This window comes from Flavobacterium sp. FlaQc-30, from assembly GCF_044005885.1.
In the GTDB taxonomy this organism is placed as follows: Bacteria; Bacteroidota; Bacteroidia; order Flavobacteriales; family Flavobacteriaceae; genus Flavobacterium.
Map to the genome: position 1 here is coordinate 140154 of NZ_JBIPCO010000010.1, position 26341 is coordinate 166494.

Here is a 26341-nt window from a genome sequence, read left to right on the forward strand (position 1 = left end):
CGTGGCAAACAAAAAAATCATTCTAATCTTTTTAATTTGTGGCAAAAAACTAAATTTTGGCTAAAAAAAGATTAAAAGGTATCTTTGCAAAAACACAACACAAAATGAATTATTTTTCTTCTGATTTTAAATTAGGAATCTTAGGTGGAGGACAATTAGGCAAAATGCTTTTGTTTGACACCAGAAAATTTGACATACAAACTTATGTTCTTGATCCAAGCGACGAAGCGCCGAGTAAAATTGCCTGCAACAAATTTTTTCAAGGTGATTTAATGGATTATGAAACGGTTTATAACTTTGGTAAACAAGTTGATGTTCTTACTTTTGAAATCGAATTAGTCAATCTTGAAGCATTGACACAATTAGAAAATGAAGGTTTAAAAATATATCCTTCGCCAAAAACTCTAAAAGGAATTCAGAATAAAGGCGTTCAAAAAGAATTTTACGCTAAAAATAATATCCCAACTGCTCCTTTTGAAAGATTTGAAAATTTAGACGAACTGAAATCTGCTGTCACATCGAGCGAAGTCGAGATGCCGTTTGTATGGAAATGTACTGAATTTGGTTATGACGGAAATGGCGTAAAAGTTATTCGTCAGGTTTCTGATTTAGATACTCTTCCAAATGTCGAATGTATTGCAGAAACTATGGTTCCGTTTAAAAATGAATTAGCGGTAATCGTGGTAAGAAATCCGTCAGGAGAAATAAAAACATATCCGGTTGTAGAAATGGAATTTCATCCGGAAGCAAACCAAGTTGAATACGTAATCTGCCCAGCAAGAATTGATGATAAAGTGGCCGAAAAAGCAAGAGCAATTGCTTTGAATGTTTCTCAAAAATTCAATCACGTTGGACTTTTGGCCGTTGAGATGTTCCAAACTCAAGATGATGAAATTTTAGTGAACGAAGTCGCTCCTCGCCCGCACAATTCAGGACATTACTCTATCGAAGCAAGTTACACTTCACAATTCGAAAATCATTTACGCGCTATTTTAGATCTTCCGTTAGGAAACACAGACAGCAAAGTTGCCGGAATTATGGTAAATTTAGTGGGTGCCGAAGGTTTTTCTGGAAATGTAGTATATCAAAACATCGAAACCATTTTAGGATGGAATGGTGTTACTCCACATATTTACGGAAAAAAACAAACTCGCCCGTTCAGAAAAATGGGTCACGTTACTATTGTAAATGAAGATATGGCGGAAGCAAGACGAATTGCGCAAGAAGTTAAGAACACTATTAAGGTGATTAGTGAATAGTAATTAGTGATTAGTCGCAATTTTAAACTAAACAAACAATTTCCAGTCGCAGAGTTTTAGTCCAGCAAAACTTGAAACTTGAAATAAAACAAACAATAAAGCAATGAGCAAAGTAGCTATTATAATGGGAAGCATCTCAGACATGCCAGTTATGCAGGATGCAATCGACATATTAAAACAATTTAATGTAGAAGTTGAAGTAGATATCGTTTCGGCACACAGAACGCCGGAAAAATTATTCGATTTCAGTAAAAATGCACATACTCGCGGAATTTCGGTAATTATTGCAGGCGCAGGCGGTGCAGCACATTTACCTGGAATGGTAGCTTCAATGTCTCCGCTTCCAGTAATTGGAGTTCCTGTAAAATCAAGCAATTCGATTGATGGATGGGACTCAGTTTTATCGATTCTTCAAATGCCAGGCGGTGTTCCAGTTGCAACTGTGGCGCTAAACGGAGCAAAAAATGCGGGAATCTTAGCCGCACAAATCATCGGAAGCCATGATAAAAAAGTCCTTGACACTATTATTTCTTATAAAGAAGAATTAAAAGCTGCGGTTAATAAAGCTGCGGAAGGTCTTAATAAATAAATTTAGTGATCAGTGGTCCGTTTTTTAGTATTCAGTTCTCATAAAGACAACTACTGAATACTAAAAAACGGACCACTGACTACTTTAAAAAAACTCTACTTATGAGCGTCTTAACCCAATATTTCAATACCAAACATAATACTGCACCTTTTTCGCAAATTAAAATCGAAGATTATGTTCCTGCTTTTAACGAAGGAATTGCTTTGGCTAAAGCCGAAATTGATGCTATCGTAAATAATCCAGATGCGCCGACTTTTGAAAATACTGTTGTTGCTATGGACTTTTCGGGCGATATTTTAGACCGCCTTTCGAGTATTTTCTTCAACTTAAATTCAGCTGAAACGAATGACGAAATGCAGAAAATTGCTCAGGAAGTTTCGCCTTTATTATCTGAATTTGGAAATGACATTACGCTGAACGCAGCTTTATTTGCCAAAATAAAAGCCGTTTACGATCAAAAAGAAAGTTTGAATCTAAACCCGGAGCAAACAACTCTTTTAGACAAAAAGTACAAAAGCTTCTCTAGAAACGGAGCCAATTTACCTGAAGACAAGAAAGATCAATTGAGAGAAATCGACAAAGAATTATCAAAATTGAGTTTACAGTTTGGCGAAAATGTTTTGGCAGAAACGAATGCTTTCGAATTGCATTTAACAGACGAAAAAGATTTATCTGGTTTACCGGAAGGAACAATCGAAGCAGCAAGATTATTAGCCAAAAATCAAGAAAAAGAAGGTTGGATTTTCACTTTAGATCATCCAAGTTACGTTCCGTTTTTAACTTATGCTGATAATCGCGAATTACGTAAAAAAATGGCAATTGCTTTTGGCGCAAAAGCATTTCAAAATAACGAATTCGATAATCAGGAAAATGTTTTAAAAATTGCCAAACTGCGTTTTGAAAGAGCTAATTTATTAGGTTACAAAACACACGCACATTTTGTTTTAGAAGAAAGAATGGCCGAAAGTCCAGAAAAAGTTTTTTCTTTCTTGAATGATTTATTAGCAAAAGCAAAACCGGCAGCTCAAAAAGAATTTGCTGAGTTAACTGCTTTCGCTAAAGAATTAGACGGAATCGAACAACTTGAAAAATGGGACGGCGCCTATTATTCTGAAAAATTAAAGCAGCAACTTTTTAATTTAGACGATGAAAAACTGAAACCTTATTTTCAATTAGAAAAAGTTTTAGACGGTGCATTTACAGTTGCCAAAAAATTATACGGTTTAACTTTTACCGAAGTATTTGACATAGACAAATACCACGAAGAAGTTACTACTTACGAAGTTCACGATGCTGAAAACAATTTAGTTTCGATTTTTTATGCGGATTTCTTTCCAAGAAAAGGAAAAAGAAACGGCGCGTGGATGACTTCATTTAAATCACAATATGTAAAAAACGGCGTAAACGAAAGACCGCACATTTCGAACGTTTGTAATTTTACAAAACCAACAGAAACAAAACCGTCATTATTGACTTTTAATGAAGTTACCACTTTGTTCCACGAATTTGGTCACGGTTTACACGGAATGCTGGCTGATACGGTTTATCCAAGTTTATCTGGAACTTCTGTTTTTTGGGATTTCGTAGAATTACCAAGTCAGATTATGGAAAACTGGTGTTACGAACCAGAAGCTTTGGCTTTGTTTGCGAATCATTATGAAACGGGAGAAATCATTCCGATTGAGTATGTACAGAAAATTAAAGAAAGTGCGAGTTTTCAGGAAGGTCTAGCAACATTGCGTCAGTTAAGTTTCGGATTATTAGATATGGCTTGGCACGGACAAGATCCAACTTCTATCACAGATTTAAAAGCTTTTGAAACAGAACAATTTGCCAACACACAATTGTATCCTGATGTAAAAGAAAATGCGATGAGTACAGCTTTCTCTCATATTTTTCAGGGCGGATATTCTTCAGGATATTACAGCTACAAATGGGCAGAAGTTTTAGATGCTGATGCTTTTGAATACTTCCAAGAAAAAGGAATCTTCAATACAGAAGTAGCAAAGAAATTTAAAGATAACGTACTTTCTAAAGGAGGAACAGAACATCCTATGACTTTATACAAACGTTTTAGAGGTCAAGAACCAAAACCTGAAGCTTTATTGAAGAGAGCAGGATTACTTTAGACTTTCTTAGATTTTTAGACTTCTTAGACTGTTAGATATTTTTGAAACCGAAGCTTTCCTGCTTCGGTTTTTTATTTGGTTTTACTTTAACTATCTTCGTATTTTTAAATCTTAATCTTACAAATACAAGCCGTGAAAAAATATTTTAAAATAGCATTTTACCTTTTAATTATTGGACTGATTGCCATTGTATCGGTAAATTATTATGTGAAATCTTCAACTAAAAAGAACATCTATTATTCGATTAAAAGGTTTCCTAAAAATGATGTTGGAATTATTTTTGGCGCAGGAATAAATGGAGATCAGCCGAGCAAATATTTAAAAGATCGCTTAGACGCAGGAATTATGCTTTGGAAAGCAAAACGCATTAATAAAATTTTGCTTTCGGGAGATAATGGTCGTGATGAATATGATGAATTAACGGTTATGAAAAACTATTGTTTCAATCACGGAGTTGATACCACCAAAATATTTATTGATTATGCAGGTTTCGATACGTATTCTACAATGTATCGCGCTAAACACATTTTCAAAATCAAAAAAGCCACTTTAATTTCTCAGGAATATCATTTGAATCGTGCGATTTATATCGGTCAAAAACTGGGAATTAAATCAGTTGGATATTCTGCAAATAAAGGAGAATATTTGGGTTATAAATATGTGACTTTTAGAGAATATGGTTCGATTTTCAAATCCTTTTTTGATGTTTTCAGAAATAGAGAAACTCGTTTTCTAGGCGGAGAAATTAATATTAATGGAGAATCTAATTATTCTAAAGAAGATAAACGATAAAAAAATCCGAAACAGAAATGTTTCGGATTTTTTAATTTAAAATTTCTTCATGTTTGACAACATAAGACAAAGCTTCTTTTACAACTTCATTCAAGTTTAATCCTTTTTTAGTAGCTAAGAGTGCTATTTTTTGATGCAACTCCTGAGATACTCTAACATTAAAAGAACCTTTATACGTTTTATCAGGTACTTTATTCAATAGTTTACATGTCTCTAAGTAATCATTTACAGATTCTTTAAAAGATTCTTCCAATTCTGTAACTGAAGAACCTTCAAAAGTTACTAAATCATTTATACCGTGAATTTTTCCAAAGAATATTTTATCATCTGCAGAAAATTCTAATGTACCAATATAGCCGTTATATTCTAAATAGTTTTTCATTTTATAATTCCAAATGTTCAATAATAATATCAAGTTGATACCCCTTCAAAACTCTTTGCGGATGTGGTTCATGTAAACTTATAATCTGCTTATTTACATTCACAAATTTTCTTCTTGAACCACCTGTTTTTCCTTGTGAAATCTGATTATAACCAAAATGATTCAGAACTTTCACCATTTCATCCCAAGAAAAATCTTTTGGTTTTGATTTTAACTTTTCAATAAGTTTATCAATCTTACTCATACAAATTTATCATTAAATTTTCAATTTGCAACTAAATAATAGTTACATACTAAATCAATATATAAAAATAAGAATAATCTTTCAAAAAAAGCAACTTAAGTTCAAAATATCAAAAAAAGGCAAATTAAAAAAAAGACCTGCAAATATTCTTGCAGGTCTTTCACACATGATTTTAAAATAAAATCTTTATTCTTGACTCTATTTTCTACATTCTTTTTACTCTTTCTCTAAAACTCTCTTTGCTAATTTTCCAACAGTCAGTCCTTGAACTACAATTGAAAATAATACCACAATATAAGTTACTTCCAAAAGCAGGTTTTTATATTCGCCTTCAGGCATAGAAAGTACCAGCGCAATCGAAACTCCTCCACGAATTCCTCCCCAAACTAAAACCATTAAAGAGCCTTTGTTGTAAGCCGATTTAATTCCAAAGAACTTAAATATATCAAAGAATTTCCAAGGCAGAACTATAGCTGTTAATCTTGAAAAAAGAACTATAAAAATAGCCACAAAACCAGTCAGCAATTGTTTGTTTAAATCTGGCAGCAATAACAATTCAAAACCAATAAATAAAAACAAAATAGCATTCAGAATTTCATCAATAAGTTCCCAAAACTTTTCTAAATAATCCTTGGTTTCCTCGCTCATTGCGACTTTTTTACCATAATTACCAATAATTAATCCCGCAACTACCATTGCCAAAGGACTTGAAACGTGTAAACTTTGCGCAATCAAAAAACCTCCCATTACGATAGAAAGCGTAATCAAAACCGAAACTTTATAATCGTCAATTCTCTTCATAACCTTAGATGCAGTAAATCCGAAAACAGCTCCTAATAAAAGCCCGCCAACTCCTTCTTTAATAAACAACCAAGAAATAGAGCCAAAAGTGGCATCAAATGTTGGATCAGTTGCCATTTTTAAAACAACAGCAAACATTACTACCGCAACACCATCGTTAAACAATGATTCTCCAACAATTTTAGTCTCTATCCTTTTAGGAACTTTAGCCTCTTTTAGAACTCCTAAAACCACGATTGGATCTGTAGGAGAGATTAATGTTCCAAAAACCAAACAAAATATATACGGAATATTTATTCCTAAAAACGGCGCTATATAATAAAGCAGTGTAGAAACAATTAATGCAGACAATACTACACTCACTGTAGAATAAATCATAATAGGAACTTTTTGTTCTTTCAGATCAGACATATTTACGTGAAGTGCTCCAGCAAACAAAAGAAAATTCAACATCGCTCCCATTAGGATTTCGTTGAAATCAAATTCCTTTATTAACTCAAAAAAATGCTTTGTCGTAGCAGGAAAATAAGAATCTCCTAGAAGACGAATTCCTACTGAAACCAACATGGCAATAATCATGATTCCGATCGTTCCCGGAAGTTTTAAAAATCTTAAATTTAAATAGGCGAAGAAAGAAGCTAGTACAATAAGTACCGAAAAAGTGTAGTATAATTCCATAAATATGATTTTTACAAAAATAGCTGTATCATTATTTAATCGAAAATTTCGAGGCTTGAATTAACATAACTTTATAATTTGTTAAATATCTTTCAATTATTTTTGAAAGTTTAAAAACTTTTACTTACATTTGATCTATGGAATTCAAAGAAGCAAAAAATAAGTTTGTACAAACCTGGGGGGCATTAGGTTCTCAATGGGGAATTAATAAAACGATGGCACAAATCCACGCTTTATTAATGGTTTCGAACGAACCTGTTTCTATGGAAGACATTATGGAAGAATTACAAATTTCTCGCGGTAATGCCAGCATGAACCTTAGAGGTTTAATGGATTGGGGAATTGTCTATAAAGAATATAAAGCGGGAGAAAGAAAAGAATTTTTCACTGCAGAAAAAGATTTAGACGAATTAGCAGTAAAAATCTCCAGAGAGAGAAGCAAAAGAGAAATTAAGCCAACGCTGAAAATCTTAAAAGAAGTTTCGACAATCAAGGCTAAAGATTCGGCCGAAGAAAAACACTTTGTAGATCAGACTACCAAATTGTACGATTTCGTTTTAAAAGCAGACAATATGTTAGACAAAATGACTGAGTTTAATGATAACTGGTTGGGTAAATTGGTTATGAAAATGATGAAGTAAAAAAATTTAATCAAAACTTTCATTTTTTTCTGAAAGTTTAAAAAAATCAATAAGTATGAAAACAATAAACTACATCAATACTTTTCTTCTTGGAATACCTATAATCCTTTTTCTATTAGCTTCCTTAAAAATTATAGATTTAACAGTGTTCGGCTTATTGTCCATTATACTTTTGGGATTATTTCAAATTATTATTAGTGGGTATATGTTATTTAACGAACCTCAAAACAAATATCTTCAATTGTACATCATAGGAGTTGTTTTCTATTTTGTTACGATTTACATCGATCCTTTTTCATCTAATGATTTCAAAACTTATTTCGGAATGGGAATACCAACAATACTGGCATTTTATATTTCATTATTAATCTATAAAAAAGCAAACAAATGAACTTCTTAAAAGCCGAATGGAAAAATTTAGCTCTTTTCAATTATGAAGTTGATGCTCAAATATTAGAAAAATATCTCCCATCAGGAACTGAGATTGATATTTGGAATAACAAATGTTACATCAGTCTAGTTGGATTTATGTTTAAAAACACGAAAGTTCTAGGATTTAAAATCCCATTTCATATCAATTTCGAAGAAGTGAATTTGAGATTCTATGTAAAACGATTTGAAAATGGCGAATGGAAACGCGGTGTAGTTTTTATTAAAGAAATTGTTCCTAAAAAAGCGATCACTTTTATTGCGAATACTTTGTATCAGGAACATTACGAAACTCAAAAAATGAAACATGAAATTATTGAAGATGAAAACACCAATACTTTTATTTATCAATGGAAAAACGACAAAAAGTGGAATACAATTCAAATAGAAACTAAAAAGAATCCAATAGAAATTGAGATTGATTCTGAAGCAGAATTTATTACAGAACATTATTTTGGTTACACAAAAATTGATGAACATACCACTTTTGAATACGAAGTGACACATCCAAGATGGGAACAATTTGAGGTTTTAGATCATAACATTGAAATTGATTTTGAAAAAACTTATGGAAGTGATTTTGGATTTCTTCAAAACATAAAACCATCATCAGTTTTCTTAGCCAAAGGATCAAAAATCACTGTTATGAATAAAAGAAAATTAGAATCAGTAAGCGTTTTAGAAAAAATGACATAATAGTTTTTCAACTAATAATTTATAAATCGGCAATTATGAACTTTAATATTACAGGATATTTTATTTATCTCAGCATTACGATTTTCATTATTCTAAAAGTGGGGAAAATCTGTTATAAAAACGGAAATGTTTTTGTTTTAGAACTAATCCCAAATCATGCAGACATTTGTCAAAAAATCAATCAAATTTTACTTTTAGGATATTACCTTTTAAATATTGGTTATTGTGCCATGACACTAATTTCCTGGATTAAAATTACCTCATCAACTCAATTAATAGAAATTATTGGCACAAAAACGGCCGTTATCATATTTATCATATCGACTTTACATTATCTCAACATTATAATTTTAACAAAGTACATTCATAAATTAATCAAATAACAACTAAATTCAAATATCATGGAAACTACAAAAATCTTAATCGGTTACGGAATTTATTTACCAGTTGCTTTATTTCTTACCTATTATGTTTCTAAAACTCTTTTCAAAAACGGAAAAATCTTTATGCTTGATATATTTAAAGGCCGTGAAGATATTGCGCAGGCAACCAACAAGCTTTTTGAAACTGGTTTTTATCTTTTAAACATTGGTTTTGCATTAATGATTTTAAAATTGCAATTATACAGCAACAGCTATCAAGAATTAATTGAAAATTTAAGTTATAAAATTGGAGGATTTTCTATTTATCTTGGCGTCATGTTATTCTTTAATTTGTATTTCTTTTTTAGAGGAAAAAGAAAAGCAAAAGAAGCACAAAGAGAAGAAAGATTAGTTTTTAAAGCTTAAAATAGTTTGCCACGACTCGAGCGATAGCGAACAGGCGAAGCAATCGCACAAATTTTCACGAATTAATTTTCAAATTGCCTTTATTCATTTTTAAATTCGTGAAAATTCGTGCAATTCATGGCTATAAAAAACTCAAATGAAAAAACTCATAATCGCAGCAGGAACAGGTTTTCTTGGACAAGTTTTAGTCAATCATTTCAAAAATAAATTTGAAGAAATTGTCATTCTAACACGTGGAAAATCGCAGATAGTTAACGGAATTAAATATGTAAACTGGAATGCAAAAACTCTTTCGGGTTGGGAAAGTGAATTAGAAAATGCAGCCGTTTTAATTAATCTTGCAGGAAAATCGGTTGATTGTCGTTATACCAAAGAAAACAAAAAAGAAATTCTTTTATCAAGAATTGAAAGCACAAAAATACTAAACAAAGCGGTTTTGAATTGCCAAAACCCGCCGAAACATTGGCTGAATTCTTCAACGGCTACTATTTACAGATTTTCTCTTGACAAACAAATGGATGAAGTTGACGGCGAAATCGGAAATGATTTTTCTATAAACGTAGCGCTTTCTTGGGAAAAAGCATTCTTTAAAACTGAAACGCCAAAGACAATGAAAACCGCTTTAAGAACTTCAATTGTTTTAGGAAAAAAAGGAGGTGCATTTATTCCGCTAAAAAATTTGGCAAAAACTGGTTTTGGAGGAAAACAAGGAAGCGGCAATCAGTTTGTAAGTTGGATTCATGAAGACGATTTTGCAAAAGCTATTGATTTTATTATTGAAAAAGAAATGACTGGCGTTATCAATATCGTTTCACCAAAGCCAATTCAAAATGCTCTTTTTATGCGAAAATTGAGAAAGGCCGCTGGTTTTCCGTTTGGAATTCCATTGAATAAACTCTTTCTTGAAATTGGAGCATTTTTTATTCGAACAGAACCTGAGTTAATTTTGAAAAGTAGAAACGTAATTCCGAAACGTCTTTTAGAAAATGGTTTTCAATTTAAGTTTGGCAATTTAGAAAAAGCACTGAAAGATTTAATTTAAGCATTTTGTGTCATTTCTCCTCCGTCGAGATGACAAGATTGTGCAAAAATAAAATGCAAAACAATGACAACAATAAATCTCACAACCAAAATAAACGCACCAAAACAAATCGTTTTTGACGCTTCACGAAACATTGATATTCATCAGCAATCAGCAAGTCCGTCAAAAGAAAAAGCAATTGCTGGTGTAACATCAGGATTAATAAACCTAAATGAAACGGTAACTTGGCGTGGCAGACATTTTGGCTTTTATCTCACGCACAAAAGCAGAATTCCGGCAATGAATCTCTACGATTATTTTGTAGATGAAATGGAGGAAGGTAATTTCAATTTTTTTAAACATGAACACTTTTTTGAGGAAGAAAATGGAATTACAATCATGAAAGATAAATTACAGTATGAAACGCCGTTTGGAATTCTAGGAAAACTATTCGATGTTTTACTTCTCAAAAAGCACCTTACTAACTTTCTTTTAGAACGAAATAAAGTTTTAAAAGAAGTTTCAGAAAAAAAACATTTAAAATAAATTTCCTACTTTTAAATAAAATAAACCTTAAAGAGAACTAAAAAATTAAAATATGAAATTGAAAGTTATAATATCAACCCTCCTATTCACTTTTTCTTTTATGGGATTTGCACAAAGCAACTGCAAAGATTTGAAAGGATGTGAAAGAAAATTATGTGAATTGAACGTAAAATTAGCTGCAGCTAAAAAAGCTGGAAATCAAAATCAAATCAAAGGCGTTCAAGATGCAATCTCACAAACCAAGAAAAATTGCACCACAAAAACAGTTAATAATGATCTTGACAAAAAAGTAAAAGAGAAACAGCAAAAAGTCAACGAAAGAACCGCCGATTTGAATGAAGCCGTCAAAGAAAAAGAAAGCAAAGAAAAGATCGATAAAAAAAGAAAAAAATTAGATGAAGCTAAGGCTGATTTGAATAAAGCTTTAGCTGAACAGAAAACAAAATAAATTCAATCCAAACCGATGCTAATGCTTCGGTTTTTTTTATAAAAAAATCACCATCAGCCACCAAAAAATGGGTACGCTTTCGACCCAAAAAGAGGTATAATATTTGGACCTATTGGGATTGGCAAAAACTATAAACAACATCAAAGTAATTAACATCACCAAGCTAATAAAAAGATCATGAACATTAAATGTTGAAATGAGAAGTTCCAAAGAACAAAATGGCACTAAAAGAAGTAATCCTAAATATTTTGTCCATTTCACGCCAATAGTCTGCGGTACAGTTTGAAGATGCGGATCATCATTTGCCAGATCAATTATTTCGAAAACCAAAATCAAAACAAAAACTAGAATAAAACGCTGAATACATTTTATAAAGAAATCTGTTGTAAACGGAATTCCGGCATTAATTAGCGGTAAAACCAAAGTCGCGCCAACCCAGCAAAGCGCCACAATATAAATTTTTACTCCAGCCCAATTTCGAGCGTTTTTTCTGTTTGGGAAAAAAGGCAAAGTATAAAGCGCGGTTATCGCAAAAATTCCTACCGAAACAATTTGTGTAATTCGTTGTAAATGGAAAAAATAATACCCCACCAGAACCACCGAAACGAGACTCAAAAAAGCAATAATCTTTAGCTGATTTCCGATCGGATTTTTCTTTACTCGAACCAAAGCATCATATTTCACAAAATTATACCCTACAATTGTTCCGAAAAAAACAAACAACGCCATTGGTTCATCATACTGAATATGAAACACATGAAACGTAATTTGCACCAAAGCATAACACGATAAAGCCACGTGAATACTGCTGTTTAAATAAAAATCGAAAATTTGTTTTAGAAGTTTCATATATCCAAATCTAATCAATTGGTAACAAATCAACTCTTTAGTTATAAAATTGATAAAAATTGAAGTTAAAAATACCTATTAAATTATTAATAATACTTAATTTTGCCCCACAAAAAAACAACACATTTACTATAAAATGTAATAAACCTTGTGTTACATGAGATTAGCTCAAATAAAAACACTCGGCAAATTGCGTTTTGATCTTTAAAAAATAGACTGCTACAAATGAAAACAGATGCTTTTGCTTTAAGACACATTGGTCCAAGAGAAACAGATCTTCAACACATGTTACAAACCATTGGTGTTGACTCGATTGAACAACTAGTTTATGAAACCCTTCCGGACGATATTCGTTTAAAAGCGCCTTTGAATTTGGATCCTGCAATGACAGAGTACGAATTCGCAAACCACATTCAGGAATTAGGAAAGAAAAACAAAGTATTCAAATCATACATTGGTTTGGGTTATCACCCAACTATTGTTCCGGCTCCAATTCAAAGAAATATCTTTGAAAATCCAGGATGGTACACAGCGTACACTCCTTACCAAGCAGAAATTGCACAAGGTCGTCTTGAAGCAATTTTAAATTTCCAAACTACGGTTATCGAATTAACAGGAATGGAAATCGCAAATGCTTCTTTACTAGATGAAGGAACTGCTGCTGCTGAAGCTATGGCGTTATTATTTGACGTTCGTACAAGAGATCAAAAGAAAAACAATACACATAAATTCTTCGTTTCAGAAGAAATTTTACCACAAACTTTATCTGTACTTCAAACACGTTCAACTCCAATTGGAATTGAATTAGTTGTTGGAAACCACGAAACATTTGATTTTTCAAATGAATTCTTCGGAGCTATTTTACAATACCCTGGAAAATATGGTCAGGTAAATGATTACAGCGCTTTTGTTGCTAAAGCAAAAGAAAACGAAATCAAAGTTGCCTTTGCTGCTGATATTTTATCACTTGCTGCTTTAACTTCTCCAGGAGAAATGGGAGCTGCAGTAGTTGTTGGAACTACACAACGTTTTGGTGTACCTATGGGTTACGGTGGTCCTCACGCTGCATTTTTTGCAACTAAAGACGAGTACAAACGATCTATGCCGGGTCGTATCATTGGAGTTTCTGTTGATACAAATGGAAACCGCGCTTTGCGTATGGCTTTAGGAACTCGTGAGCAGCACATCAAACGTGAAAAAGCAACTTCAAACATTTGTACTGCTCAGGTTTTATTGGCAGTTATGGCTGGAATGTATGCCGTTTACCACGGACCAAAAGGTTTACAATATATTGCAAACAAAGTTCACGCATCGGCGGTTACTACTGCTGAAGCTTTAAATAAATTAGGTGTTTACCAAACTAACACAGCTTACTTTGATACTATTTTAGTAAAAGCAGATGCTCAAAAAATAAAAGCTATTGCTGAGAAAAACGAAGTAAACTTCTTCTATGTTGATGCTGATACGATTTCTATTTCGTTCAACGAAACAACTTCTATTGCTGACATCAACCAAATCATTGCGATTTTTGCTGAAGCTTTAGGAAAAGAAACTGTTTCTGTTTCTGAATTAACTGAAGCTAGTCAATTACCTGCTTCATTAGAAAGAACATCTTCTTTCTTAACGCATGATGTATTCAACAATCATCATTCAGAAAGTCAGTTAATGCGTTACATCAAAAAATTAGAGCGTAAAGATTTATCATTGAATCACTCTATGATTTCATTAGGTTCTTGTACGATGAAATTAAATGCAGCTTCAGAAATGTTGCCTCTTTCAATGCCAAACTGGAACAGCATTCACCCATTTGCACCAGTTGAACAAGCTGAAGGTTACATCACGATGCTTAAAAAATTAGAGCAGCAATTAAATGTAATTACAGGTTTTGCTGGAACAACTTTACAGCCAAACTCTGGAGCTCAAGGAGAATATGCAGGTTTAATGGCGATTCGTGCTTACCATTTATCAAGAAACGAAGGTCACCGTAATGTATGTTTAATTCCTTCATCAGCTCACGGAACAAATCCTGCTTCTGCAGCGATGGCTGGAATGAAAATCATCGTTACAAAAACGACTCCAGAAGGAAACATTGACGTAGAAGATTTAAGAGAAAAAGCAATTGAGCATAAAGATGATTTATCTTGTTTAATGGTAACATATCCTTCTACTCATGGAGTTTACGAATCTTCAATTATTGAAATCACTAAATTAATCCACGACAACGGCGGATTGGTATATATGGATGGTGCAAACATGAATGCGCAAGTTGGATTAACAAATCCTGCTACAATTGGCGCTGACGTTTGTCACTTAAACTTACACAAAACATTCGCTATTCCTCACGGTGGTGGTGGACCTGGAGTTGGACCAATTTGTGTGAACGAAAAATTAGTTCCGTTCTTACCAACAAACCCAATCTTAAAAGTAGGCGGAGAACAAGCGATTACAGCAATTTCATCTGCACCTTACGGATCTGCTTTAGTATGTTTAATTTCTTACGGTTATATCACAATGATGGGTGCTGATGGATTAAAAAGCGCTACTGAACATGCGATCTTGAATGCTAATTATATGAAATCTCGTTTCGAAGGTCACTACCCAATTCTTTATACAGGAGAATGTGGAAGAGCAGCGCACGAAATGATTTTAGATTGTCGTTCATTCAAAGAAAACGGAATTGAAGTTGGTGATATAGCAAAACGTTTAATGGATTACGGTTTCCACGCTCCTACGGTTTCTTTCCCAGTAGCTGGAACTTTAATGATCGAACCTACAGAGTCTGAAGATCTAGCTGAGTTAGACCGTTTTTGTGACGCTCTTATCTCAATCAGAAAAGAGATTGAAGCTGCAACTGCCGATGACAAAAACAACGTATTGAAAAATGCACCTCATACATTGGCAATGTTAACTACAGATTCTTGGGATTTCCCATACACTAGAGAAAAAGCGGCTTATCCATTAGAATACATTGCTGACAATAAATTCTGGCCATCAGTTCGTCGTGTAGACGATGCTTACGGTGACAGAAACTTAGTTTGCAGCTGTGCTCCTATTGAAGCTTACATGGAAAATTAATCATAGATTATTTCATAAAACAAACCCGATAACATTACAGTTATCGGGTTTTATTTTTTTATAACATTCTTAAAAAGTTTGTTGCTTTTTATAACACTTTAAAATATTGAGACAAAATAAAAATAGATTCCAAAAGTGATCTCAAACGTTTGAAATCTCTATAAAATTAAAAAATCATTAAAAAATAATCAATATATCACTCAAAAAACAATTATTCCACAATTATATGCATGCATAGTATTTTTTATGATAGTTATCATGATTTTATTTATACTTTAGCAATAAATTTATCGGATAATTAAAGGAAAAATGAAAATAAAAATAATTGGCATTGGGAGTTATATTCCTAATTTAGAAGTAAAAAACACGGACTTTGACAAGCATATTTTTTTGAATGAAGATGGAACTCCTTTTGGTTACCCGAATGAAGTCGTTATTAAAAAATTTAAAGGTATTACCGGAATCGAAAATCGCCGTTATGCCGAAAAAAATCATACCGCTTCAGACTTAGCCTTTTTCGCAGCTGAAAAAGCAATTGCAAATGCAGGAATCGATGCTGAAACTTTAGACTATATCATTTTCGCCCATAATTTTGGTGATGTAAAATCAGGTACTTCACAATCTGATATTTTACCAAGTTTAGCAACACGTGTTAAACATAAATTAGGCATTAAAAACCCTAAATGTGTTGCTTACGATATTCTTTTTGGATGCCCAGGCTGGATTGAAGGAGTGCTTCAAGCAAATGCTTTTATCAAATCTGGAATGGCAAAAAGAGTTTTAGTAATTGGAGCAGAAACTCTTTCAAGAGTTGTCGATGATCACGATCGTGATTCGATGATTTATTCTGATGGAGCCGGTGCTTCAATCTTAGAAGCTTCAACAGACGAAGCTGGACTTTTATCTTACGAAAGTGCCACTTTTGCTAATGATGAAGCTAATTTCCTTTTCTTCGGAAAATCATATAATCCTGATTTAGATCCAGATATTAAGTACATTAAAATGTACGGACGTAAAATTTACGAATTTGCTTTAAGCAATGTTCCTTGTGCTATGAAAAGCTGTTTAGACAAAAGCGGCATTTCAATTGATGAAGTAAAGAAAATCCTGATTCATCAGGCAAATGAAAAAATGGACGAAGCAATTATCGAACGTTTTTATAAACTATACGACAAAACTGCTCCTAAAGACATTATGCCAATGAGTATTCACGATTTAGGAAACAGCAGTGTTGCAACGGTTCCTACTTTATACGATTTAATTCTTCAAGGAAAAATCGAAAATCACACTATTAATAAAGGCGATGTTGTAATTTTTGCTTCTGTTGGAGCAGGAATGAACGTTAATGCTTTTGTATACAGATATTAGTATTCCGTTTACACTCGCAGTAATTAGTTTCCAGACTCAAAACTGTAACTGAACACTGCAAAACTAAAAAAGTCCGCACTATAAGATGCGGACTTTTTTAGTATATTTGCGCCTTTGTTGTTTAAAACATATATAATGTACGAAAAAACATTTCCGAATAAAAGATTCAAACTTACCTTAGAGTTTTTACAAAAGCACGTTAACACATCAGAAACCATTTTTGATTTTGGTGTACCAAATCCGTTTTCTAAAATAATGGAAGAAAATGGCTATACTGTAAAAAACACAAAAGGCGAAGATTTAGACAACGATCAAACTGCTTTGCAAACTGAAGAATACACTGTTTTTACTGCATTTGAAATTTTCGAACATTTACTAAATCCATACACAATTTTACAAAATGTAAAATGCGACAAATTGTTAATTTCAATTCCGTTACGTTTATGGTTTTCTCCAGCATATCGTTCTAAAACGGATATGTGGGACAGACATTATCACGAATTCGAAGATTGGCAGTTAGACTGGCTTTTAGAAAAAACAGGATGGAAAATAACGGATCGTCTGCAGTTTACACATCCGGTAAAAAAGTTTGGTTTTAGACCCTTATTAAGATATTTCACTCCAAGATACTATATTGTTGCAGCGGAAAGAGTTAAGAATTAAGATTGCAGATTAACGTTTTTTGATTTTTAGATGACTTCCAAATAATCTAAAATCTAAAATCTAATCCCGAGGCTTCGGGACTAAAATTTTTCACATGAAATACTACATCGTCATTCCCGCACATAATGAACAGGATTTAATTGGCTTGACTTTACAATCTTTAATTTCTCAAACTGTTTTACCTTCAAAAGTTGTGGTTGTAAACGACAATTCTACAGATAAAACAGAAGAAGTTGTATTGAGTTTTGCAAAGGAAAACCCGTATATTTCTATTGTAAATAAAACTTCAGACGCTATTCATTTACCGGGAAGCAAAGTAATTCAGGCGTTTCAAAAAGGTTTTGAAACTTTGGATTCTAATTATGACATTATTGTAAAAATAGACGGCGATTTAATTTTTCCTCCTAACTATTTTGAAACTGTAATCAAACATTTCGAATCTGATCCTAAAATAGGAATGGCTGGCGGATTTTGCTACATCTATAAAAATGGTGAATGGGTTTTAGAAAACCTAACCGACAAAGATCATATTCGCGGGGCCCTAAAAGCATATCGCAAGGAAACTTATCAGCAAATTGGAGGTTTAAAACCTGCTATGGGCTGGGACACAGTTGATGAATTATTATGTAAATATTACGATTGGAAAATTGTTACTGACGAATCTTTACACGTAAAACACTTAAAGCCAACTGGCGCAAACTACAACAAAACAGCTAGATACAAACAAGGAGAAGCTTTTTATACTTTAGGTTATGGTTTTTGGATCACAGCAATTGCTTCGGCAAAATTGGCTATGATGAAGAAAAAGCCGTTTCTCTTTTTAGATTATATCAAAGGATTCTGGAAAGCCAAAAACGCCAAAACTCCTTTATTAGTTACCCCTGAACAAGCTAAATTTATTAGAAGTTATCGTTTTCAAAAAATGAAACAGAAGCTTTTTTAATCTTAAAAAAAATTAAAAACTGCAAACTGAAACGATAAACTGTAAACTAATCCTTAATTTAGCCAATATTTAAAACTTATGATGCTAATTCGTTATTTATCTCAAATAGGGAAATATTTTTTAATGCTGAAAGAAATTTTCAATAAACAGACCAAATGGCCTGTTATGAAAAATTTAATTTACAAAGAAATTGATGATTTGATTATTGACTCTCTTGGAATTGTCTGCTTTATATCTTTCTTCATTGGTGGAGTTGTAGCCATTCAAACAGCACTAAATTTAACCAATCCCTTAATTCCAAAATATTTAATTGGTTTTGCTACACGTCAATCTGTAGTTTTGGAGTTTGCTCCTACTTTTATTTCGGTAATTATGGCTGGAAAAATGGGATCTTACATCACTTCTAGTATAGGAACGATGCGTGTTACAGAACAGATTGATGCTTTAGAAGTTATGGGAGTTAACTCCGTAAATTATCTTATTTTTCCAAAAATCATAGCTTTATTAATGTACCCTTTTGTAATTGGTATTAGTATGTTTTTAGGAATTTTTGGTGGATGGCTTGCGTGCGCATACGGAGGATTTTCAACTGGTGATGATTTTATCATGGGAGCTCAAAAAGATTTCATACCCTTTCATATTACTTATGCATTTATCAAAACTTTAATCTTTGCCATGCTATTGGCAACAATTCCGTCTTTTCATGGATATTATATGAAAGGCGGGGCATTAGAAGTTGGTAAAGCAAGTACAACATCGTTCGTATGGACATCTGTTACCATAATTCTTCTAAATTATATATTAACTCAATTATTACTAGGATAATGATAGAAGTAAAAAATATAGAAAAATCATTTGGTGACAGCAAAGTTTTAAAAGGCGTTTCGACGGTATTTGAAACTGGAAAAACCAACTTGATTATTGGACAAAGTGGATCTGGAAAGACCGTTTTATTAAAAACCTTGTTAGGAATTCATACACCAGACTCTGGAACAATTGAATTTGACGGAAGAGTTTATTCTGATTTAGACAAAGATGAAAAACGTGAATTAAGAACTGAAATCGGAATGGTATTTCAAGGAAGCGCATTATTTGACTCGATGACTGTTGAGGAAAATGTTGCTTTCCCGCTAAAAATGTTCACCAACAATAACAAAGCGCAAATCCAAGAACGTGTTGATTTTGTTTTAGAAAGAGTAAACTTAGTCGATGCTCATAAAAAATTACCTTCTGAAATTTCTGGAGGAATGCAGAAACGTGTAGCTATTGCACGCGCTATTGTAAACAATCCGAAATATTTATTTTGTGATGAACCTAATTCAGGTTTAGATCCAAATACCTCAACTTTGATTGATAATTTGATTAAGGAAATTACGGAGGAGTATAATATTACAACTGTAATTAATACACACGATATGAACTCGGTGATGGAAATTGGCGAGAATATTGTTTTCTTAAAAAAAGGATTAAAAGCGTGGCAGGGAACTAAAGAAGAAATTTTTAGAACGGACAATAAAGATATTGTCAAGTTTGTGTACTCTTCTAATCTATTTAAAAAAGTAAGAGAAGCTTATTTGAAAGGCTAAAAGCTTCACATTATAAAAATATAAAATCCCAAATTCCTAACTATTTAAAATTGGAATTTGGGATTTCCTTTTTTCATCCAAATTCTTAATCTATCAGCTCTACTTCGGCATTTGGATTAAAAAGATAAGTCTTTCCGGAGCTTATTTCTATGCATTCAAAACGTTTGGTTCTAACGGCAAGTTTCTTAAAGATTTTACCATTTTTTATTCGAAAAACGCTTCCGTACGGTATTTCAAAAACATAATTTTTATCCGTCGCAGAATCATATTGTTTTAAAGCCAAAGACAAAGTAGTGTCTGTATCGCTGCTTGCTGATGGATTTTTAAAATGTCTGGCTAATAACGGCAGTAATTGACTTGGAAATATCTCTGGTCTGATAAATGGAACCATCGTTCTTTGAAAGGTGTATTTCCATTCGTTGCCGTGTGGTTTTATATTTCGCCCAAATTTTTCGAATGCAACCAAATGCGAAATCTCATGAATTAAGGTAATCAAAAACCTGTATTTGTTTAAACTTGCGTTAACTGTGATTTCATGTTTACCACTAGGCCCGCGTCTGTAATCTCCATGCCGCGTTTGACGTTCATTTACAATTTTCAAATGAACCTGATTGGATACAATCAAATCAAAAACAGGCTTTACAGCATGCTCTGGAATATATTTTGCTAAAGTTTCGCTCAATTTAGGTTAAATGTTATTTGTTAAACGTCAAAAGTTCATTTCTATTTGAATCTGGAATTTAACTATTGAAATTTTCTTATGGATTAGTTGAAGAAACCTCCAATACCTTTCCGTTAAAATACTTATTTCCGCTGAGTGTAAAATCATAAATATAAGTTGCCATTCCTTCGGCAGAAATTGGCGCTTGATAACCTGGGAAAGCGTCGTTCAACATTTCTGTTTGAACAGAACCTAAAGCCAGTACATTGAATGAAATACCGCGTTCTTTATATTCTTCAGCTAATAATTCTGTTAAAGTAATTACGGCACCTTTACTGGAACTATAAGCGGCCAAACCAGCAAACTTAAGACTTCCTCTAACGCCGCCAATTGAACTGATGGTTACAACGTGACTTCCTTTTTGCAAATAAGGCAGACAAACTCTTGTAAGGTTTGCAACTGCAAAAACATTTACTTTATAAATACTTTCAAAATCAGCTTGAGTAGTTTCTGCAAAAGGCTTCAATAATAAAGCTCCTGCATTATGAACTAAGGCATCGACTTTTTTCCATGTCGAAGCAATAAAATGCTCAACTTCGTGCAAAGCACTTTCATCTGCTAAGTCGATTGATAAGCAGGTTACATTTTTATGTTCTAAAAGCGTTTTTGGTGTTTTTCTAGAAATAGCTAAAACCTGATTTCCAGCATTTGCAAACTGCAAAGCAAGTTCATAACCAATTCCTCTACTCGTTCCTGTAACAATAATATTTTTCATAAAGCAAAAATAAACAAATACAATAGAAAGAAAGACTATTTATTCATTGTAATTTCTTGACTTGGAGTTACTGCAATTTTTGTTACAGCAGGCAAAAACTCTTGAATAAATGAAGTAATATGAGGAATATCCATTACTTTGAACTCATCAGAAACGTGGTGATAAAACTCAAAATTTTCAAAATCAAAAGTACTTATAGATTGGCATGGCTTCTTGAAAACTTCATAAAATGAGTAGTTATCTGATCTATAGAATAATTCGTATTCAGCTTCTTTTGGAAGGAATCCAATTGTTTTTTTACCCGTATATTGATTGATTTTCTCTGCCATATTTGATTTATCAAAACCGGTAACATAAGCCAAATAATCGCGTTTCATAGGAACTCCAATCATTTCTATATTTAATTGCGTGTAGAGATTGAAATTTTGCTTTTTCAGTTTTTGAACTAAACTTTTTGAACCCAACAGTCCTTTTTCTTCTCCAGCAAAAAACACAATTAAAATGCTTCTTTTATTCGATTTTGTTTCGGCAAAGTATTTAGCCATTTGAGCAACAGCAGTTACACCAGAAGCATCATCATTTGCGCCATTATTTATAACGTCTGCTTGCTGTTTTTTCTCGATGCCAATATGATCGTAATGCGCACTTAGAACAACATATTCATTTTTTAAAGTTGGATCTGTTCCTTCAAGAACGCCGACAATATTAAAAGCTGGAGATTTAAAATTGGTTAATGTATCTCGATATGTTTTAAAATAAGGCTTGACATTGTTCTTCTTTAAAAAATCCTCTAAAAAAACAGCCGCTTTTTCGATTCCTTTTGTACCAGTTTCACGTCCTTCTAGTTCATCTGAAGAAAGATATTCTAAAAAATTCGAAACTTCATTTTGATTGACTTTATAAGTAACTTCAATAGGTTTAGAATTTGATTTTTTTTCGCTTACTGCAGTAGGGTTTGTTTTACAGGCAAAAAAAATAAACGGTAAAAGAAAGTAGAGTTTTTTCATAATAATGATTTAGATTTCTATAGAAGACTGGTTAAAATAGTTTTTTAATATCTAGTGCTTTTTTTAAGACAAAAAACGATATTGCATACTTTGAAAATTGACCTGCATTTTGAAATTAAATTTGTAAAATTACAATCAAACAAGCGTTTCAAAAAGCAGCTTTCAAAGTTCCTGCAATATAATACTATTTTAACTTTTTTTCAATTGCAATCTACTTTCTGTTAAGCAAATATAAATTCAGATCGATTTCAAAAATTTACGATCTTATTATTCTGAAGCACATGAAGTTTGTATTCTCGCATTCCAACTTTATAATCTAAATATGGAACTCCCATTTTATGATTCTGAGCACTTATTTCGTACATATAGGTAATATGTTTGGCAAGTTCTCTCCAGGCAAACCAAACTGAATGTTTAGGATCGTAAATATGAGTCGGCTCACTTGCGGCTCCATTAAGTTCTACTATCCGAAATTTTTCGCCTCTTTCTAACTCTTCAAATGTGTTGTACATAATATCAAAACGCCCATAATAAAACTCTGGAATCTGGTCTGCAATTTCATTAATCATTTCGGTTAATTTTGGCGTGATTAAATCACTTCCGTCAAGAAATTTAGCCCCTCGAGCGTGGTTGCCAAACGGAACTAAATTTGCGACTTCTCCATTTTGTAAAATGCGCTGCAGCTGCTCGCCATATTCTTCTTTTAAAAATTCAAATTGAATCTGAAATCTTGGCGTTTTACATATTAACTCTTCAATCGTCGAAACTCCATCGCCGGTAACATTCAAAAATTCTTTAGAAACAATTCCGGTTATTTTTCCTTTCTTTTGTGATGGATAACGCACATAAAAAATCCCAACTTCATTTTTAAATGGAATTAAATCTTGAATTAAAAAATCAAAGTTTGCTTTATCTGCATATCTTTTCAATTCAGAAACCGTTTTAATCAATTTTACTCCAGAACCACGAAGACCAATATCTGGTTTGGCAATTAAGGGAAAACAAATTTCATGTTCGATTATAGTACTTACAATCTTTTTTAAATCTGTATTTTCTTTAATTAAAATTGTTTTGGGATAATGCTTTTTAGGAAGTAAATCATAAATTCTCTTTTTGCTTTCCATCAAAAAACCACCGTTTTTAATTCTAGGATTTGAGGCATTAAAGAAGAAAATAGATCTTGCTTTTAAAGCATAATATGCCCAAAGAAAATATATAGGAAAATAGAGCACCTGAAACGGCCAATACTCCCAATTGGTAATTTTATGAAAAAAGAGTTTCATCTTTATATTTTTAAATACTTATAAATGAGGTCGAAAAATCTTGTGCGTTTACTAAATCACAATACCTGATTGTTCCTTTATTTTTTATGATAATCACTTGTGTTACACTCAGTGTTTTTATTGTATTTTCTCTATTGATAATCAAACCATTTCTAGAATCATCCCGTTTTGTATAACGATGAAAACCAAAAATTTCTGAAGCTGAAACTTGATTTGTCTTACTCAAAAAATCAAAAAACCAAGAAGCTCTTTCTTTTCTAGTTTGATCTGAATATAAAGTTGCAGATGACCAGATATAATTTTGCAATTCATTTAATTGCGTTGTTCTTTTCTTCAAACCATCCCAGATTAACTCATACAATTTGTGCTGCTGACACAGAATCAAGGTAAAAGGTTCTATATTTTCAAGATCAATCTGTTTCCAAAAATCCTTTGGTGATGCGTTAGAAATAATCTCCAAAGCAATTAATCCCCTGCTTTTTCGATAAGCAAACGAGGAAGTATGTTTTTTAAGACCTCCGTTTAAGAGTACTAAAACATTTCCGCATTCATCTACAGCAAACCAAGTTCCTCCAGCTTTAGGATCTTTTGGGTACGTGATATTTTTACCGTTGTGGTAATAATTTCTAGGCGAAATTGCTTCTGGCCGAATCACCTTCTCGTCTCGATTTGAAGTTATTATCACAACTCCATTATTATTTACATAACTTACTGTGCACATTGTTTTCTATATTCAATGGTTGAACGAGCTACACCAAAATTTTCATCAATCAAAATATTCTCAAATTGTAAAACAGCCACTTTTATCAAAGCTTGATGATGAATGCAATGTTCTAGATTATACAGTAATTCTCGGTAATAAGTACTCTGAATACTAAGAGCAGACTCCTCACTTTTGTGTTCTAAGTAAATGATTTTGTTTTCGCTTTTCAATTTTGATTTTATTTCAATAATTGATTGCTTTGCAAATGCGGTTTGAGTTTGAATTTTGGTGTTTCTTTCTCTATTATCATAATTCAAAACACCGCAATCATAACCATTTTCGAGACACTGAAACATTTCGATAATGTGTCTGGTATGCTCGCCAATTGTTGCATTACTTAAAGCGATGCAAGATTTAGAATATTCTTTATCTGAAAGTTGATCTAAGAGATAAATTAATTCGTCTAAACTGTTCTGTATCGATTTTAATAACATAGTTTTTACATTTTAGAAAATTAAATATTCTGTTTGTTATTGAAGTAAAGCAGTCCTGCGCAGCATATTAATGTAATAATGGCAAGTATAAAAAGAAAACCGTTGTCATTTTGTACTTCTATGCCTAGTATAAATAAATGCGACAAAATCGCCGCGATCATAATTATGCATCCGCCCAAAGCGCCAATAAATGTTGTTTTGGGAACTAGAATTAAAATTACGACAATTAACTCTGCTATTCCAGAACCAATTCTTCCGTAAGGTTCTACTCCTAAAGTCGAAAAAATATAAATACTTTCTGCTGCTCCTCCGAATTTAAAAAATAGTGTCTGCAGTAAAATTGCTGCAGCAATAATTCTTAAAATCCATGTTGTTTTTTCCAGTTTCATCATCATTCTTATTTATTTATTTTTCTCCAATTATTATCCGCTTTAGCCATCAAACTTGTTTGGTCTTTGTTCCAGCTTTTTAATGTATTATTAAAATAAGCGTTGTAAAACAAGTAAAGTCTGCCTTCAACAATTTTAAAAGTTTCAGGATTTATTTCAACCTTTTCTCCACTGCTTCCCATTGCGTATGCACACCATCCTCCATATTGAGGTTCATATTTAGAAGGATTTTTCAAGAATGTTTCTTTATTTTGAATGGATGAAAATTTATAAATAACTCCTTGATAAGAAACTGCCAAATCATTTTTTCCTTTAATTGCTTTTCCCTCATTAAAATACCCAACTGGATCATAACCCTGAATTGCAATTTTATTTTTGAGATTAAACTGATCCATTCGTCTTGCATCGTTTTGCGCAAATGAAATACCCCAAACTAAAATCAATAGTAGTATTGCTGTCTTTTTCATTTTCCTTTTATTTAATCGTTTTCAGTACCGAAACAAGCAATTCATTTGATATACGATGTTTGAAATTTGGAGAAATATATTCGAATAAAATCTCGCCTTCTTGATTGACGATAAATACAGATGGAACTGGCAGAAAACTTTTGTTTTCTCCATTAGAATTTGCATTAATTACTGATTTATAGTTTTCTGGGACTTGAAATGCAATTCCCATGGCGTTTGTAAGTTCTCCTTTTGAATCAGAAAGCAGTGTGTACTCTACCTTATCTTTTTCCTCTATTGATTTTAAATTTTTAGGTGCGTCTGGGCTGACTGCGGCGATTTGGTATCCTAAATCCAGTATTTCTTTTTCGGCTTCAGCCAATGCTTGCAAATGCATATTACAATACGGACACCAGCCGCCGCGATAAAAAACTAAAACTGTTTTTTTCTTTTTAAGTAAATCCGAAATCTTTACATCTGTATTCTCAGATGTTTTTAAAGTAGCGTTTGGTATTTTTTCTCCTATCAATAAAGGAGCAATATCTAATGCTGTTTTTGGAACAGTATTTTGAGCATTAACAGTTGAAGTTATAACTGCTAACACCATAAAAAAGAACTTTTTCATAATTTTTAATTTTACATCTTATTCGATATTG

31 protein-coding genes are annotated in these 26341 nt (G+C 32.5%); 18 read left to right on the forward strand and 13 right to left on the reverse strand.

What is annotated here, in order from left to right:
* Window positions 1–104: 104 nt before the first annotated feature.
* The 4 genes from ACHRV0_RS20145 (at window position 105) to ACHRV0_RS20160 (ending at window position 4769) form a co-directional block, all read left to right on the forward strand.
* Entirely contained in the window at window positions 105–1259 is a 1155-nt protein-coding gene (locus ACHRV0_RS20145) for a 5-(carboxyamino)imidazole ribonucleotide synthase (RefSeq protein WP_395442223.1), read from the forward strand.
* A gap of 103 nt (window positions 1260–1362) precedes the next feature.
* Window positions 1363–1848 carry a 5-(carboxyamino)imidazole ribonucleotide mutase gene (purE, locus tag ACHRV0_RS20150; RefSeq protein WP_068843754.1) on the forward strand — a complete coding sequence of 162 codons (486 nt, stop codon included), beginning with the start codon at window positions 1363–1365 and terminating at the stop codon, window positions 1846–1848.
* Between the two features lie 101 nt (window positions 1849–1949).
* Window positions 1950–3977, forward strand: a complete 2028-nt coding sequence (locus ACHRV0_RS20155) for a M3 family metallopeptidase (protein ID WP_395442224.1) — start codon at window positions 1950–1952, stop codon at window positions 3975–3977.
* A 132-nt stretch (window positions 3978–4109) separates the two neighbouring features.
* A complete protein-coding gene (locus ACHRV0_RS20160; RefSeq protein ID WP_395442225.1) occupies window positions 4110–4769 on the forward strand; it encodes a vancomycin high temperature exclusion protein in 660 nt (219 codons plus the stop codon).
* A gap of 31 nt (window positions 4770–4800) precedes the next feature.
* Here ACHRV0_RS20160 and ACHRV0_RS20165 read toward each other — a convergent pair whose 3' ends face one another.
* From ACHRV0_RS20165 to ACHRV0_RS20175, 3 genes are all read right to left on the reverse strand, one after another.
* Complete coding sequence (locus ACHRV0_RS20165) at window positions 4801–5151, reverse strand: type II toxin-antitoxin system HicB family antitoxin (RefSeq protein WP_129023579.1); 351 nt, start codon at window positions 5149–5151, stop codon at window positions 4801–4803.
* A 1-nt stretch (window position 5152) separates the two neighbouring features.
* Window positions 5153–5395, reverse strand: coding sequence for a type II toxin-antitoxin system HicA family toxin (locus tag ACHRV0_RS20170; RefSeq protein WP_395442226.1), 243 nt, complete (start codon window positions 5393–5395; stop codon window positions 5153–5155).
* A 216-nt stretch (window positions 5396–5611) separates the two neighbouring features.
* Window positions 5612–6874, reverse strand: a complete 1263-nt coding sequence (locus ACHRV0_RS20175; RefSeq protein ID WP_395442227.1) for a cation:proton antiporter — start codon at window positions 6872–6874, stop codon at window positions 5612–5614.
* A 137-nt stretch (window positions 6875–7011) separates the two neighbouring features.
* On the opposite strand from ACHRV0_RS20175, the gene ACHRV0_RS20180 reads away from it, so the two are divergent.
* From ACHRV0_RS20180 to ACHRV0_RS20215, 8 genes are all read left to right on the forward strand, one after another.
* A complete protein-coding gene (locus tag ACHRV0_RS20180) occupies window positions 7012–7515 on the forward strand; it encodes a GbsR/MarR family transcriptional regulator (RefSeq protein ID WP_129025227.1) in 504 nt (167 codons plus the stop codon).
* A 55-nt stretch (window positions 7516–7570) separates the two neighbouring features.
* Window positions 7571–7906: a hypothetical protein gene (locus tag ACHRV0_RS20185; protein ID WP_395442228.1), complete on the forward strand. Its 336-nt coding sequence runs from the start codon at window positions 7571–7573 to the stop codon at window positions 7904–7906.
* A complete protein-coding gene (locus tag ACHRV0_RS20190) occupies window positions 7903–8640 on the forward strand; it encodes a YqjF family protein (protein ID WP_395442229.1) in 738 nt (245 codons plus the stop codon). The genes ACHRV0_RS20185 and ACHRV0_RS20190 overlap by 4 nt, the downstream gene beginning before the upstream one ends.
* A 35-nt stretch (window positions 8641–8675) precedes the next feature.
* Window positions 8676–9023 (forward strand): hypothetical protein, encoded by a 348-nt coding sequence (locus ACHRV0_RS20195; protein WP_395442230.1) that lies wholly within the window; start codon window positions 8676–8678, stop codon window positions 9021–9023.
* An 18-nt stretch (window positions 9024–9041) separates the two neighbouring features.
* The gene (locus ACHRV0_RS20200) at window positions 9042–9428 is read left to right on the forward strand and encodes a hypothetical protein (protein ID WP_129025221.1); all 387 of its coding nucleotides are present in this window, start codon (window positions 9042–9044) and stop codon (window positions 9426–9428) included.
* A gap of 136 nt (window positions 9429–9564) precedes the next feature.
* Window positions 9565–10470, forward strand: coding sequence for a TIGR01777 family oxidoreductase (locus tag ACHRV0_RS20205; protein WP_395442231.1), 906 nt, complete (start codon window positions 9565–9567; stop codon window positions 10468–10470).
* Between the two features lie 63 nt (window positions 10471–10533).
* Window positions 10534–10995 carry a cell division protein gene (locus ACHRV0_RS20210; RefSeq protein WP_395442232.1) on the forward strand — a complete coding sequence of 154 codons (462 nt, stop codon included), beginning with the start codon at window positions 10534–10536 and terminating at the stop codon, window positions 10993–10995.
* A gap of 52 nt (window positions 10996–11047) precedes the next feature.
* Window positions 11048–11443: a DUF1090 family protein gene (locus ACHRV0_RS20215; protein ID WP_395442233.1), complete on the forward strand. Its 396-nt coding sequence runs from the start codon at window positions 11048–11050 to the stop codon at window positions 11441–11443.
* A 36-nt stretch (window positions 11444–11479) separates the two neighbouring features.
* On the opposite strand, the gene ACHRV0_RS20220 is transcribed toward ACHRV0_RS20215, so the two are convergent.
* Complete coding sequence (locus tag ACHRV0_RS20220) at window positions 11480–12292, reverse strand: hypothetical protein (RefSeq protein WP_395442234.1); 813 nt, start codon at window positions 12290–12292, stop codon at window positions 11480–11482.
* Between the two features lie 225 nt (window positions 12293–12517).
* On the opposite strand from ACHRV0_RS20220, the gene gcvP reads away from it, so the two are divergent.
* The 6 genes from gcvP to ACHRV0_RS20250 all read left to right on the forward strand — a co-directional run bounded on the left by gcvP (window position 12518) and on the right by ACHRV0_RS20250 (window position 19927).
* Window positions 12518–15367 (forward strand): aminomethyl-transferring glycine dehydrogenase, encoded by a 2850-nt coding sequence (gene gcvP / locus ACHRV0_RS20225; RefSeq protein ID WP_395442235.1) that lies wholly within the window; start codon window positions 12518–12520, stop codon window positions 15365–15367.
* A 309-nt stretch (window positions 15368–15676) separates the two neighbouring features.
* Window positions 15677–16735 carry a 3-oxoacyl-ACP synthase III family protein gene (locus ACHRV0_RS20230; RefSeq protein WP_129054189.1) on the forward strand — a complete coding sequence of 353 codons (1059 nt, stop codon included), beginning with the start codon at window positions 15677–15679 and terminating at the stop codon, window positions 16733–16735.
* A gap of 135 nt (window positions 16736–16870) precedes the next feature.
* The gene (locus ACHRV0_RS20235; protein ID WP_129025209.1) at window positions 16871–17398 is read left to right on the forward strand and encodes a methyltransferase; all 528 of its coding nucleotides are present in this window, start codon (window positions 16871–16873) and stop codon (window positions 17396–17398) included.
* Window positions 17399–17492: 94 nt separating this feature from the next.
* Window positions 17493–18341, forward strand: a complete 849-nt coding sequence (locus ACHRV0_RS20240) for a glycosyltransferase (RefSeq protein ID WP_395442236.1) — start codon at window positions 17493–17495, stop codon at window positions 18339–18341.
* A gap of 78 nt (window positions 18342–18419) precedes the next feature.
* Window positions 18420–19166: an ABC transporter permease gene (locus ACHRV0_RS20245; protein WP_089056976.1), complete on the forward strand. Its 747-nt coding sequence runs from the start codon at window positions 18420–18422 to the stop codon at window positions 19164–19166.
* Complete coding sequence (locus ACHRV0_RS20250; protein ID WP_129025205.1) at window positions 19166–19927, forward strand: ABC transporter ATP-binding protein; 762 nt, start codon at window positions 19166–19168, stop codon at window positions 19925–19927. Before ACHRV0_RS20245 ends, ACHRV0_RS20250 begins: the two co-directional genes overlap by 1 nt.
* An 85-nt stretch (window positions 19928–20012) precedes the next feature.
* Here ACHRV0_RS20250 and ACHRV0_RS20255 read toward each other — a convergent pair whose 3' ends face one another.
* The 9 genes from ACHRV0_RS20255 to ACHRV0_RS20295 all read right to left on the reverse strand — a co-directional run bounded on the left by ACHRV0_RS20255 (window position 20013) and on the right by ACHRV0_RS20295 (window position 26310).
* Window positions 20013–20609 (reverse strand): SprT-like domain-containing protein, encoded by a 597-nt coding sequence (locus ACHRV0_RS20255; RefSeq protein ID WP_395442237.1) that lies wholly within the window; start codon window positions 20607–20609, stop codon window positions 20013–20015.
* Window positions 20610–20685: 76 nt separating this feature from the next.
* Window positions 20686–21363, reverse strand: coding sequence for an SDR family NAD(P)-dependent oxidoreductase (locus tag ACHRV0_RS20260; RefSeq protein ID WP_395442238.1), 678 nt, complete (start codon window positions 21361–21363; stop codon window positions 20686–20688).
* 35 nt (window positions 21364–21398) lie between these two features.
* Window positions 21399–22370 (reverse strand): M20/M25/M40 family metallo-hydrolase, encoded by a 972-nt coding sequence (locus ACHRV0_RS20265; RefSeq protein WP_129025201.1) that lies wholly within the window; start codon window positions 22368–22370, stop codon window positions 21399–21401.
* 248 nt (window positions 22371–22618) lie between these two features.
* The gene (locus ACHRV0_RS20270) at window positions 22619–23653 is read right to left on the reverse strand and encodes a D-alanine--D-alanine ligase (protein ID WP_395442239.1); all 1035 of its coding nucleotides are present in this window, start codon (window positions 23651–23653) and stop codon (window positions 22619–22621) included.
* Window positions 23654–23663: 10 nt separating this feature from the next.
* Window positions 23664–24374, reverse strand: coding sequence for an NRDE family protein (locus ACHRV0_RS20275; RefSeq protein WP_395442240.1), 711 nt, complete (start codon window positions 24372–24374; stop codon window positions 23664–23666).
* On the reverse strand, window positions 24362–24850 hold the full coding sequence (locus ACHRV0_RS20280) for a DinB family protein (protein WP_395442241.1): 489 nt from the start codon (window positions 24848–24850) through the stop codon (window positions 24362–24364). The genes ACHRV0_RS20275 and ACHRV0_RS20280 overlap by 13 nt, the downstream gene beginning before the upstream one ends.
* 20 nt (window positions 24851–24870) lie before the next feature.
* Window positions 24871–25245: a DoxX family protein gene (locus ACHRV0_RS20285; RefSeq protein WP_395442242.1), complete on the reverse strand. Its 375-nt coding sequence runs from the start codon at window positions 25243–25245 to the stop codon at window positions 24871–24873.
* Between the two features lie 2 nt (window positions 25246–25247).
* Window positions 25248–25706, reverse strand: coding sequence for a YHS domain-containing (seleno)protein (locus ACHRV0_RS20290; RefSeq protein WP_395442243.1), 459 nt, complete (start codon window positions 25704–25706; stop codon window positions 25248–25250).
* Between the two features lie 7 nt (window positions 25707–25713).
* On the reverse strand, window positions 25714–26310 hold the full coding sequence (locus tag ACHRV0_RS20295; RefSeq protein WP_395442244.1) for a peroxiredoxin-like family protein: 597 nt from the start codon (window positions 26308–26310) through the stop codon (window positions 25714–25716).
* Window positions 26311–26341 lie beyond the last annotated feature (31 nt).

Bases quoted from the DNA above. Each gene is read 5' to 3' on its own strand.
- ACHRV0_RS20210 (WP_395442232.1), top strand. From the start codon at position 10,534: ATGACAACAATAAATCTCACAACCAAAATAAACGCACCAAAACAAATC.
- ACHRV0_RS20290 (WP_395442243.1), bottom strand. From the start codon at position 25,706: ATGAAAAAGACAGCAATACTACTATTGATTTTAGTTTGGGGTATTTCA.
- ACHRV0_RS20245 (WP_089056976.1), top strand. From the start codon at position 18,420: ATGATGCTAATTCGTTATTTATCTCAAATAGGGAAATATTTTTTAATG.
- ACHRV0_RS20185 (WP_395442228.1), top strand. From the start codon at position 7,571: ATGAAAACAATAAACTACATCAATACTTTTCTTCTTGGAATACCTATA.
- ACHRV0_RS20250 (WP_129025205.1), top strand. From the start codon at position 19,166: ATGATAGAAGTAAAAAATATAGAAAAATCATTTGGTGACAGCAAAGTT.
- ACHRV0_RS20265 (WP_129025201.1), bottom strand. From the start codon at position 22,370: ATGAAAAAACTCTACTTTCTTTTACCGTTTATTTTTTTTGCCTGTAAA.
- ACHRV0_RS20195 (WP_395442230.1), top strand. From the start codon at position 8,676: ATGAACTTTAATATTACAGGATATTTTATTTATCTCAGCATTACGATT.
- ACHRV0_RS20215 (WP_395442233.1), top strand. From the start codon at position 11,048: ATGAAATTGAAAGTTATAATATCAACCCTCCTATTCACTTTTTCTTTT.
- gcvP (WP_395442235.1), top strand. From the start codon at position 12,518: ATGAAAACAGATGCTTTTGCTTTAAGACACATTGGTCCAAGAGAAACA.
- ACHRV0_RS20175 (WP_395442227.1), bottom strand. From the start codon at position 6,874: ATGGAATTATACTACACTTTTTCGGTACTTATTGTACTAGCTTCTTTC.
- ACHRV0_RS20180 (WP_129025227.1), top strand. From the start codon at position 7,012: ATGGAATTCAAAGAAGCAAAAAATAAGTTTGTACAAACCTGGGGGGCA.
- ACHRV0_RS20205 (WP_395442231.1), top strand. From the start codon at position 9,565: ATGAAAAAACTCATAATCGCAGCAGGAACAGGTTTTCTTGGACAAGTT.
- ACHRV0_RS20275 (WP_395442240.1), bottom strand. From the start codon at position 24,374: ATGTGCACAGTAAGTTATGTAAATAATAATGGAGTTGTGATAATAACT.
- ACHRV0_RS20280 (WP_395442241.1), bottom strand. From the start codon at position 24,850: ATGTTATTAAAATCGATACAGAACAGTTTAGACGAATTAATTTATCTC.
- ACHRV0_RS20165 (WP_129023579.1), bottom strand. From the start codon at position 5,151: ATGAAAAACTATTTAGAATATAACGGCTATATTGGTACATTAGAATTT.
- ACHRV0_RS20285 (WP_395442242.1), bottom strand. From the start codon at position 25,245: ATGATGATGAAACTGGAAAAAACAACATGGATTTTAAGAATTATTGCT.
- ACHRV0_RS20230 (WP_129054189.1), top strand. From the start codon at position 15,677: ATGAAAATAAAAATAATTGGCATTGGGAGTTATATTCCTAATTTAGAA.
- ACHRV0_RS20260 (WP_395442238.1), bottom strand. From the start codon at position 21,363: ATGAAAAATATTATTGTTACAGGAACGAGTAGAGGAATTGGTTATGAA.
- ACHRV0_RS20155 (WP_395442224.1), top strand. From the start codon at position 1,950: ATGAGCGTCTTAACCCAATATTTCAATACCAAACATAATACTGCACCT.
- ACHRV0_RS20200 (WP_129025221.1), top strand. From the start codon at position 9,042: ATGGAAACTACAAAAATCTTAATCGGTTACGGAATTTATTTACCAGTT.
- ACHRV0_RS20235 (WP_129025209.1), top strand. From the start codon at position 16,871: ATGTACGAAAAAACATTTCCGAATAAAAGATTCAAACTTACCTTAGAG.
- ACHRV0_RS20220 (WP_395442234.1), bottom strand. From the start codon at position 12,292: ATGAAACTTCTAAAACAAATTTTCGATTTTTATTTAAACAGCAGTATT.
- purE (WP_068843754.1), top strand. From the start codon at position 1,363: ATGAGCAAAGTAGCTATTATAATGGGAAGCATCTCAGACATGCCAGTT.
- ACHRV0_RS20240 (WP_395442236.1), top strand. From the start codon at position 17,493: ATGAAATACTACATCGTCATTCCCGCACATAATGAACAGGATTTAATT.
- ACHRV0_RS20190 (WP_395442229.1), top strand. From the start codon at position 7,903: ATGAACTTCTTAAAAGCCGAATGGAAAAATTTAGCTCTTTTCAATTAT.
- ACHRV0_RS20270 (WP_395442239.1), bottom strand. From the start codon at position 23,653: ATGAAACTCTTTTTTCATAAAATTACCAATTGGGAGTATTGGCCGTTT.
- ACHRV0_RS20145 (WP_395442223.1), top strand. From the start codon at position 105: ATGAATTATTTTTCTTCTGATTTTAAATTAGGAATCTTAGGTGGAGGA.
- ACHRV0_RS20295 (WP_395442244.1), bottom strand. From the start codon at position 26,310: ATGAAAAAGTTCTTTTTTATGGTGTTAGCAGTTATAACTTCAACTGTT.
- ACHRV0_RS20170 (WP_395442226.1), bottom strand. From the start codon at position 5,395: ATGAGTAAGATTGATAAACTTATTGAAAAGTTAAAATCAAAACCAAAA.